The organism is Aeromonas cavernicola (genome assembly GCF_002795305.1).
Lineage (GTDB): Bacteria > Pseudomonadota > Gammaproteobacteria > Enterobacterales > Aeromonadaceae > Aeromonas > Aeromonas cavernicola.
Window position 1 is genome coordinate 1 of record NZ_PGGC01000010.1, and the last position, 7,375, is coordinate 7,375.

The window sequence follows — 7,375 nt, forward strand, 5'->3', positions numbered from 1 at the left end:
TAGGATGCGCCCCGATGAAGGTAAACAAACAGGCATATTCTAGTTTTTGGCTTCATCGGGTCGCATCCTATTGTATGGGTAGGCTAGGCGTATATCTTAAAGGCATGTTATGGAAAATACCTTAAATTATCGAAGGCGATATAAAAACTCCATTAGTACTGTTAGTAATTTGTTGTCTTGCCTTGATGTTTCCTCATCGGAATATGAGGATTTCAAGGCACTTGCGCATAGCGATAGGTATAAAGAATTTTATGTGCCAAAAGCAGATGGAACATCAAGACATGTCCACGCTCCTCATAAGTTAGTAAGAAAGATACAAAGAAGAATTGTTAGAAGAATTTTCGGTAGCCCTAAAAGAAACCCATGGGATAAACACCGAAAAAAAGGTGGCGCGATTATCTGGCCAGAATATATATATGGTTCTGTTCCAAATGATTGCTATAATAACACTATGATTTCGAAAGACTACGTAGCTTGTGCAAGTAAGCATTGCGGTAGTCAATCTGTGTTAAAAATAGATATTAAAGATTTTTTCGATAATATTACGCCCGAATTGGTTTTTAATGTATTCAATAAATTGTTGAAATATCCAAGAGCCGTTGCAAACGCTCTAGTTGATATATGTTGTCATAATAACATGTTAATTCAGGGTGCACTGACATCTAGTTATATTGCTAGTGCGGTCCTATTTGATGTTGAGCCTGCAATAGTCCAAAGGTTAAAAAGTAAAGGTTTAAGTTATACAAGACTTGTTGATGATATAACAATATCAAGCCGCAACCCCGAATATGACTTTTCATTTTCACTCGAACTTGTTCGCCAGATGTTATATGGGAAAAATCTCCCTTTAAATGAGACCAAAACAAATATCATTAGATCTTCGACAATAGATATTTTAATTCATGGTCTAAGAGTCTCTTTTAAAGAACCAAGATTACCATCTGATGAGGTTTCTAGAATTAGAGCTTCAGTTAAAAACCTGGAGTCTCTTGCTAAAATTGCTGATTATAGAGTTAGTAGAGATTATCGGCGCAGTTTTAATAGATGTCTAGGTAGAGTAAATAAACTTAAAAGACTTGGACATAAGCAATATATATCACTGCAAACTAGAGTTTTGAATATTCTTCCTTTACCATCCAAGATGGATATAACTAGATTGGATTCATTTATACATAAACTTGAAGGTTGGTATGCTAACCATAAAGAGGAGTATTGGTATCGTCGGCTTTATCATCAGGCTCATTATGATTTGAACATCCTGAATAGAACTTTTGAGCATTCGTCGCGTAGATTCAGGTCTCGCTTAAATGACATAAAACCAATGTGTGATGATTAGTGATGAATAATACAAAAGAGCTAAAGTGGTTTCAGATTTTAATGTGGATTTGCATCGCAGTTACTGTAGCCTCATTTTTTGGTAGTATATCTTTTGAGTTATATGTTGATAATGTGTTTGATAGAGAAGTTTGCTTTGAACCAAAGTGCATGGAGAACTTCACTAAAATTTTTAAAGATGTTCCTCCAATCGTAAACGGGGTGGTTCAGTTCTTATCTTATATATTTGCTATTGCAGGTGTTTATCTTGCACTTAAAACATACGTATCTAATCTTGATGCAATAAAAACAAACATCCATTTATCCCATTTAAATTCTTTCAGAAGTTATATCGAGCTAGAGGCATCGAGATTTGAAACAATATCTTGGAAAAGTATAAATTTGTTCAAGTGGTACAATTTAGCATGCCCTAAATCGACAATTGGTGATATCGGTGTATCTCAGGAATACATGGCAGTTATAAACCAAATAAATGAACAGATATTAAGGTCGAATAAAATATCAAAGGCATCTAATAATGGTATCGCATTTGACTATCAGCAACACCAAGGTGAAATGATAAAGATTTTTAAAAAATTAGGCGTTAACGTTAGTCGAATGCCTAGAAATAATTATTATGAAGTTGAAGGTATAGTCCTCGATTTCATTCAGAAAGTGAATGAGGAATTTTTCAGAATGCCTGCGTCGACACAAATACACACAAGAAAATATCATTAATATGAATGTTTCTATATGTTGTACTTCATATGTTTGGCTGCTCAGGCTCAGCACCAAACTACCGATTGTGTAGGTTGTGGCTGAGCGTAGCGAAGCCCAACGTTTACCGTGAAATCTCTTTTTCTTTCCCCTTATCCCTAACCCTTCTCCTCCTTTTTTAATCAATGGGAGAAGGGAGCAATGCCGTTACCGCTGTCCGATTACGCTTCGCTAATCGAACCTACGTGGCTGGCGAGCATATTTCCGGTGCCGCTTTATCCCCTCTCCCTGTGGGAGAGTACCGTAGGGTGCAAAGAACGAAGTGAATTGCACCGCTCCTATTTATCTGCCAAAAGGTGTAATGCGCTTCGCTTATTACACCCTACTTACTCATGATCTCGCCCTAGCCCTTCCCCCCATTTTTATAAATCAGCGGAGAAGGATGGTTAATCTGACGGTGATTGGGTTTGCACCATCGGTTAAATACCGTAGGGTGCAAAGAACGAAGTGAATTGCACCTCTATCTTCACAACTATCATAATGAAAGCGGTGCAATGCGCTCCGCTTATTGCACCCTACGTTAACAACGTTAATGCCGATTATTTATCGTCGTGTAGCATTTCATATTCTGGTGTGGCGATGTCTCCCCAAGATAATGGATACCTGCCCTGTTTAACCCAGCGATGGAAGGTAGAATAAGGCCAATCTTTCGGGGCTGTTACCAATCCATGTTTGACGGGATTGATATGGATGTAATCGAGATGGTGATTGAAATCTTCCTGATCGCGGATCAGATGCTCCCAATAACGTCGCTGCCAAATACCCCGCTCGCCACGCTGCCAACGAGATTCTGAGCGAGCCTCTAAATTGGGGATTGCTCGTGAAAACCTGCTTTTGATTTGGCGCCAGCGCAACGGAAAATTGGTATCCCCTTCCGGTAACTCCAGCAAAGCATGCAGATGTTCGGGCAAGACTACCCAGCCGTGGATCCGGAATGGATGGCTCTCTTGCACCTCCCTGACAACCTTCCTCAACAGATCAATCCGTTCGACCAGTAGATGGTTGTTCTGACGTTCAGCCAGCACGACCGTAAAAAACCAGGTTCCCCCCGGTTGCCATGCCCGTTTGTAATTCGACATGTATTGCCCAACCCACAATCAACCCTGTTGTTAAATGTGGTTCAAGCGAAGCAAAACATGGGGTGCGATGAACGAAGTGAATTACACCTCTATTTTTACAACTTTGCTTACCACGCCCACTTTCATGCTAACAATTAATAAGCATTAAATTGTAGAATGAGACAGAATGGAAAATACCAATCCCAAAAATCCGGCCCAATGAACATACTTCTCTTTATTCGAAGGGAGAGTGGAATGACCAAACAATATCACACCATATGAAAAAACAGGGAGATATTGAGTTAAGCGACCGATATAAATGGAAGTGCCGGAAGTAGTAACTGGGAAAATGTAATAGAGGAAAATATAGAAGATCATCAAGAGTGAACCGAATAAAAAACGCTTATCCTCAAGCCGACCAAAACCGGAGAATATGTAGATTGCAGCAATAAGAAAAACGACCAGTAGCATCATGATAAATATCCATCTCTCACGGTTCTGCTTACCTCAAAACAGTACGATACATCTTCCATTTTCAAGTCATGCAATTTGATCATTGGCTGGACAAATGATATCCATTTGACCTCATTTATGTCTGGTAACAACAGGAGATTATCATGGGGATAGCCACTTGTCCGATCAAAGAGTTGACTCTGAGTTCCCGCTCAATAGATGCTCTTGAGCAGATCGACCAACTTGTGGATAGCGCGAATCAATTGGCCTTCGCCGTTTCTGCCACACCGCTATATACCATTTTCAGCGACCCAAGAAGTGCCAAAGATGTGGTCTACAACATCCATGACCACGACTGGGAATTGTATGGCCAAGCCATGGAAGGTATCCCCAACATACTTCGCCATAAATTGAATCAGGTTGTCGAACCCATGGCATGGTCCTCAACAGGTAAAGAATCTCAATTCTGGAAGTGTGTCCATGCCTCATATAACAAGTAAACTCGCGCTCCTGCTGTTATTTGTCTGTCAGGGCACCATGGCCTTGTCACTGCACGATCTGGATCCTGCGTTTGAGCGGTGCGAAGCGCTCAAGTCACAGCACACGCCCACACTGCCAGCGAAAGGCGACCCCTTCTGGTCACTGGAGAGGGAACAGCAGGCGACCGTGCTGATCTACCTGCATGAGAAAAGCATGGAGCGCTGTACGGCAGCAGAAGTAGATGCGCTGGCACTCAAGGCATTCCATCAAGCCGTAGAGGGAGACCGCAGTTTTCTCGACACCTTGATCAAGGCAAGAGTCACCACCCTGACGCCTACCCACCAAGCCCAGTTGCAGCAAGTCGGCCAAGCAGAGCTGGATAGATTAGCCGGGATGAAGGAATTTGCTCAGCCTTTCTCGCTGACTGATTATCTCGACCAACTTTCCAGCTCTCTGACAAGACTTAAATAAAGGATTAAATAGAGGCCACAGAGATGAAGCTTGTAACGAACTATAAAAAACTCTAGGTTCCGTTAGATTATTATTGGAGTAATTGAATTGACAGTAAACTTTGATGGATGGTGCCGAAGAATCGACCTGTCATTTAGAGCACGATATCCATATTTAACCACTCGACTGTTCAAACTAAACGAACATAGTTATGCGTTGTTTATCGAGCAACAGATTGATGATTTAGAAACAATTAACAATGTCTTTGAACGAGAGATAAGATATATAACCGCCCCCATAAAACTCATAGACAAGCATCCTGAAAAATATGAGTACGAACTAGATTGCATATCTGATGAAGATATCCCATCAAACTTTGAGGGTTTTCCATACACATTGAGTCAGTTACATATACACATTGCATCTATTCATAAAGATGTAAAGGTAGCTGCTATAACAACTAATCATCAAGAGCATATTATTTTAATCGAGTTAGATGCATGTAACACATCTTCTGATGCTATTTCCGTTCAGATAACAGCTAATAAATTGAAACTGCCTTTTGATGTTAAAGTCATCTTAAGCACAAAAAATGCCCCTCTCATAGATCTTGGTGATGAAGTTTTTATTATTGCGCCATCTCAAACTAAGAAAAATCTCTGTTGTGAATTTATTGAACGAGACGAGTCCCTATGGTACGAGAATGTTGAAAAATTCTATGGCGGTTCTTTTAGCAAATCAGAGTTATATTTTTTTGATGAAAACAAAAGTTGCTGCCTAGTAAATTTCTCCCTATTTAAGAATGCAAACCTTAGAAACCACTTGCTATTATATGATGTTGTTTATTGCATACTTCCACTTGCTGAAAATATGCAACATTTTCTGGAAGAACAAAAAATAAATCGCGATGACATTTTAAACCTTGTATCTCGCGGACGACTCAAAATCATAAATTTACAACCAGAAAATCGCCTAGACTATGGATTCATTAACGAGTTATTCCTTACGAACCCTGCAGCTGTTATAAGTAGGCGTGCAATTTCAGCTCTGTCGGCAATTGACCTTGCAGAAATAAACAAAAACTATATATTTAACGATCCAGAATTAGAGCCTTATATATATCCATTAATAAGAGATATATCTGATATATTTGGCATCCATCATGACATAGTTAGTAACTATCTTCTATGGCCAAGAAAAGCTCTGCGAAGTAGCTTAGACACATTGAATCAAGCGGGCCCAATGGGAATAGCACGATATGGTGTCAATAATACTATTATGAGCTCTTGGCAGCTTGATAGGAAAGATGTTTACGAGTTTGAATTTACTGTAAATAGCGATAGAATTCATTTAGCTCATGCGCTGGATGCAACATATTTCCCATTCTATACCGAAGAAGGAAAATACACGGATCATCCATATGCATCAATGATGGGTAGTCTATTAAACTTCTACAAAAAGTCTACATTCCAAACATTAGACTCGCTTTTTATAATACCAGAAGTAAATGCAGAGGAAAATAAAACCTTAGCTCTAATATCTACCTTCGACATTAATGATTACATTCCGATATCTGATTTTGAAGCAGAGCTATCTAGTTGTGTAGTACGAAGAGGAATGAATTCTTTATTTTCTGAACTAAATATGCTTAACAGTCAAGATAGAAATCTTCGCATACAACAATATAATGCTGAACTAGATAAATTCTCTAGACAAAAGAAAATAATAAATCATGCTCTTGACTTGTGTGAAGATACCGCAGGTCTATTTTTACCTTTCTTGGGAACAGGTAAAAAAATCGTCTTCGGTGGAATGTCTATGGCCAAAAATAAATTCAAAACAATACAGGCCATTTATGAATTCATTGAGGATAAATCAATGCGAAAAGATATAAGCAGAAAGAATGTCAGCCTTTTATCAAAAATAAATAGAGTGGCAAGGCTGAAGAAAAATATAAATTAAGGAAGTAGGGGGAAATGAAATCCCCCTAAAAAACAAAGTGGTGCAATGCGTTCCACTTATTGCACCCTACGCAGGCACACTACAGGGTTATAGGCCCGAACGTTGCTCTGCATAGCGGCCACCCCTCATCCAAAATCGGCCACTGCTTATGGGCACAATGGCCCATTCAATAAGCTGACCAGCAGCCACGATTTTTGCACTGGCGAAACGATATCAAGAGTCATCGTCGCACCAACGAAACAATCCTGTTGCAGCAAACAAAGCAAAGCGGCAAGCAGTGGCGGGGATCTGCCCCTCCGATCTGCTTGCCGCTGTCTGTTACCACTGGTGTAAACGTCGTTAACGACCCAAGAAGGGCTCCCAATCCTTGAACACCGGCTGCAACCCCGCCTGCCGCACGGCGGCGGCCACTTCCCCCACCGGGCGGTCGTCGTGGATGGCGAACTGCTCCAGCTCCTCTTTATCCCCCTCGGCATAGCCACCCGGCTGGGTACGCGACTCGGCCGACATCTGGGTGATGCCAAGGCGCACCGCGCCGTTGCGAAAGGTAGCCGACTCGCGAGTCGAGAGCGACAAATCCAGCGTGGGCGAGAAGAGGCGCCAGGCGCAGATAAGCTGGGCCAGCTGGCGATCCGACATGACCACGGCAGGCTCCAGCCCACCAGTACAGGGACGCAGGCGCGGGAAGGAGAGGGAATAGCGGCTCTGCCAGTGGTGGCGCTCAAGCCAGCTCAGGTGCTCGGCCACAAAGTAGCTGTCGGCGCGCCAGTCCGAGGAGAGGCCAATCAGCGCCCCCAGCCCGATCTTATCGATACCGGCGCGGCCCAGCCGATCCGGCGTGGCGAGGCGCCACGCGATGTCCCGCTTGTTGCCGCGCAGGT

The 7,375-nt window shown here is 41.8% G+C and carries 7 protein-coding genes and 1 pseudogene; 5 read left to right on the forward strand and 3 right to left on the reverse strand.

The annotated features are described in order from the left end of the window. Positions 1 to 109: 109 nt before the first annotated feature. Positions 110 to 1,336: a reverse transcriptase family protein gene (locus CUC53_RS01650; protein WP_100292553.1), complete on the forward strand. Its 1,227-nt coding sequence runs from the start codon at positions 110 to 112 to the stop codon at positions 1,334 to 1,336. Positions 1,337 to 1,338: 2 nt separating this feature from the next. Further along, entirely contained in the window at positions 1,339 to 2,052 is a 714-nt protein-coding gene (locus CUC53_RS01655; RefSeq protein WP_100292554.1) for a retron Ec48 family effector membrane protein, read from the forward strand. Positions 2,053 to 2,630: 578 nt separating this feature from the next. Here the strand turns inward: CUC53_RS01655 and CUC53_RS01660 are convergent. Continuing rightward, positions 2,631 to 3,170, reverse strand: a complete 540-nt coding sequence (locus CUC53_RS01660) for an REP-associated tyrosine transposase (protein ID WP_100292555.1) — start codon at positions 3,168 to 3,170, stop codon at positions 2,631 to 2,633. A 144-nt stretch (positions 3,171 to 3,314) separates the two neighbouring features. Further along, positions 3,315 to 3,623 (reverse strand): hypothetical protein, encoded by a 309-nt coding sequence (locus tag CUC53_RS01665; protein ID WP_100292556.1) that lies wholly within the window; start codon positions 3,621 to 3,623, stop codon positions 3,315 to 3,317. Between the two features lie 143 nt (positions 3,624 to 3,766). Between CUC53_RS01665 and CUC53_RS01670 the strand changes: the two genes are divergently transcribed. The 3 genes from CUC53_RS01670 to CUC53_RS01680 all read left to right on the forward strand — a co-directional run bounded on the left by CUC53_RS01670 (position 3,767) and on the right by CUC53_RS01680 (position 6,494). Beyond that, positions 3,767 to 4,102 carry a hypothetical protein gene (locus tag CUC53_RS01670; RefSeq protein WP_100292557.1) on the forward strand — a complete coding sequence of 112 codons (336 nt, stop codon included), beginning with the start codon at positions 3,767 to 3,769 and terminating at the stop codon, positions 4,100 to 4,102. Then, positions 4,083 to 4,553, forward strand: a complete 471-nt coding sequence (locus CUC53_RS01675) for a hypothetical protein (protein WP_236757844.1) — start codon at positions 4,083 to 4,085, stop codon at positions 4,551 to 4,553. The genes CUC53_RS01670 and CUC53_RS01675 overlap by 20 nt, the downstream gene beginning before the upstream one ends. A 195-nt stretch (positions 4,554 to 4,748) precedes the next feature. Then, complete coding sequence (locus CUC53_RS01680) at positions 4,749 to 6,494, forward strand: hypothetical protein (protein ID WP_100292558.1); 1,746 nt, start codon at positions 4,749 to 4,751, stop codon at positions 6,492 to 6,494. Between the two features lie 339 nt (positions 6,495 to 6,833). On the opposite strand, the pseudogene thiH reads toward CUC53_RS01680, so the two are convergent. Then, positions 6,834 to 7,375: pseudogene (gene thiH, locus CUC53_RS01685) on the reverse strand (2-iminoacetate synthase ThiH); the annotation flags it as partial.

Coding starts and splice junctions, on each gene's coding strand:
- CUC53_RS01650 (WP_100292553.1), top strand. CDS start 110: ATGGAAAATACCTTAAATTATCGAAGGCGATATAAAAACTCCATTAGT.
- CUC53_RS01655 (WP_100292554.1), top strand. CDS start 1,339: ATGAATAATACAAAAGAGCTAAAGTGGTTTCAGATTTTAATGTGGATT.
- CUC53_RS01660 (WP_100292555.1), bottom strand. CDS start 3,170: ATGTCGAATTACAAACGGGCATGGCAACCGGGGGGAACCTGGTTTTTT.
- CUC53_RS01665 (WP_100292556.1), bottom strand. CDS start 3,623: ATGATGCTACTGGTCGTTTTTCTTATTGCTGCAATCTACATATTCTCC.
- CUC53_RS01670 (WP_100292557.1), top strand. CDS start 3,767: ATGGGGATAGCCACTTGTCCGATCAAAGAGTTGACTCTGAGTTCCCGC.
- CUC53_RS01675 (WP_236757844.1), top strand. CDS start 4,083: ATGCCTCATATAACAAGTAAACTCGCGCTCCTGCTGTTATTTGTCTGT.